The organism is Ureibacillus terrenus (assembly GCF_006569205.1).
GTDB classification, from domain to species: domain Bacteria; phylum Bacillota; class Bacilli; order Bacillales_A; family Planococcaceae; genus Ureibacillus; species Ureibacillus terrenus.
Genome location: NZ_VIGD01000048.1, coordinates 1 through 2,112 on the forward strand (window position 1 = coordinate 1; position 2,112 = coordinate 2,112).

General features: G+C 34.6%; 2 protein-coding genes. Both read left to right on the forward strand.

Annotated elements, in window-relative coordinates; all coding sequences use genetic code 11:
- Window positions 1-150: 150 nt before the first annotated feature.
- Window positions 151-1,683: an IS21 family transposase gene (gene istA / locus FKZ59_RS14180; RefSeq protein WP_016839663.1), complete on the forward strand. Its 1,533-nt coding sequence runs from the start codon at window positions 151-153 to the stop codon at window positions 1,681-1,683.
- On the forward strand, window positions 1,680-2,112 hold a 433-nt coding region (locus tag FKZ59_RS14185; protein ID WP_181733315.1), incomplete at its 3' end, for an ATP-binding protein. The genes istA and FKZ59_RS14185, both read left to right, overlap by 4 nt.

Consider the following 2,112-nt stretch of genomic DNA (forward strand, 5'->3'; position numbering starts at 1 on the left):
TGTAAACGCTAAACTAGAATCAACAGTTTTCCACAAATAGAACTCAACAGAATTCCCCAAATAAGATTAAACAGTTTCCCCACCATCAATCACTTTCAAATATACTGTTACTAGTCTATTGAAAGTGAGGAATTAGGAGTGAACAGATTTATGCTTTACATCGAGATTCATCGTTTATACAAAGAGGGATTCTCCAAGAGTGCTATTGCAAGAAAACTAAATATTTCAAGAAATAGAGTGATAGATTATTTGAATATGAGTACTGATGAGTTTGAAGAATTTTTAAGTACATTACGTACAAGAGAAAAGAAACTAGACCCTTATCATGATCAAATTCTAGGGTGGTTGAAGGAACATCCTGATTTAACTGCTGCACAAGTTTATGATTGGTTGGAAGAAAAGTTAGGTTTCAGGGAAGTCGCTGAGAACACTGTACGAAATTATTTAAACGAAATGAGGGATTACTATCGGATTCCAAAGGTAAAGGTTCAGAGGACATATAGTGTAGTTCCAGAATTACCAATGGGAAAACAGGCTCAAGTGGATTTTGGACAAACTACCGTCAAAAACAGACAAGGTGAGAATAAAAAGTTGTATTTTATCGCATTTGTTTTATCACATTCAAGATATAAATATGTAGAATGGCTCGATCGACCTTTTCGTACTTCCGATATGATTCGAATGCATGAAAATGCATTTGAATACTTTGGAGGAATGCCAGAAGAAATGGTCTATGACCAAGATGCGTTATTAGCAGTTAGTGAAAATGCAGGTGATTTAATTCTTACAGCTGAATTTACTAAATATCATCATACCCGTAAATTTAATGTTTATTTATGTAGAAAGAGTGATCCGGAATCAAAAGGTAAAATTGAACAGGTTGTGAAATTTGTAAAAAATAATTTTAGCAAAAATCGAGTATTCGATCATCTTTCAGATTGGAATCAATCGTGCCACGCTTGGTTGAAAAGAACAGGAAACTATAAAGTTCATCATAATACGAAAAAGAGACCTTCTGAAGTGCACGCCCTGGAAAAGCAACACTTAAAGAAAGTCTCTGGTACTTACATTTTCGCAAATGTTTCAACTCCAAGTATAACAAGAAATATCCATAAGGACAATGTTATTCGTTATGAAGGAAATCGATATAGCGTTCCTAAAGGAACATATAGAGCAGATGCCCCAAATCTTGCTTATTTACAAGAAGAGGATGGTTGGTTAATTATTCGACTGAAAGAAACTGGGATGGAGTTAGCAAAGCACCGAATATCCGAAGGAAAAGGATTGATTATTACAGATCCCTCCCATCGGGAACATAGCACAAGTAAACGAGATCTTTTAATTCATCAAATTCAAGAAACATTCATAGATAAAGAGAATATTCAATGGTTAATACACAAATTGAAAGAACGATATCCACGTCATTTAGTGGATCAACTCAAAGTACTACAACAAGCCATCAGAATTTACCCAAATCATTGTGAGGAAGCTTTATCTGAAATGAAGAAACTTGGAATGACCAGTGCAAATGATTTTCGGGATATTGCACATGCATTATCTGTACAATATCAAAAAAGTTCACCTAAAATCGTTGAATTGAATGAGAAGTATAAAGATTTATCAGCACCAGAACGATCCGAAGACATTTATTTAAAAGTCTTATCTGGAGGTGAAAATGAATGAATCATCATCCCTATGAAATTTTACAAGATAAATGTCGTACCTTGCGCCTCGCTGAGACGGCTAAAGAATTACCGAATTTACTCCGTGAAGCTGAAGCAAAGAATTGGACATATCATGAACTGGTTTATGAAATCTTAAGCTATGAGATGCGATGTAGAGAGCAGAAAAATAATGAGAGATTAATGAAATGGGCAGAGTTCCCAGAAATATTGACGTTTGATACCTATGATTTGAAGGAACAAACAGCTCTTGGTGAAAAACAACTAAATGTATTAAAAGAACTGAATTGGATTGAAGAATTTTTTACTTTAATTTTGATGGGACCAACAGGAGCAGGAAAAACACATTTATCCGTTGCATTAGGAATACACGCTGTGGAGAGAGGATACAAAGTATCCTTTGTCTCCATGAATCAGCTTATGTATATTT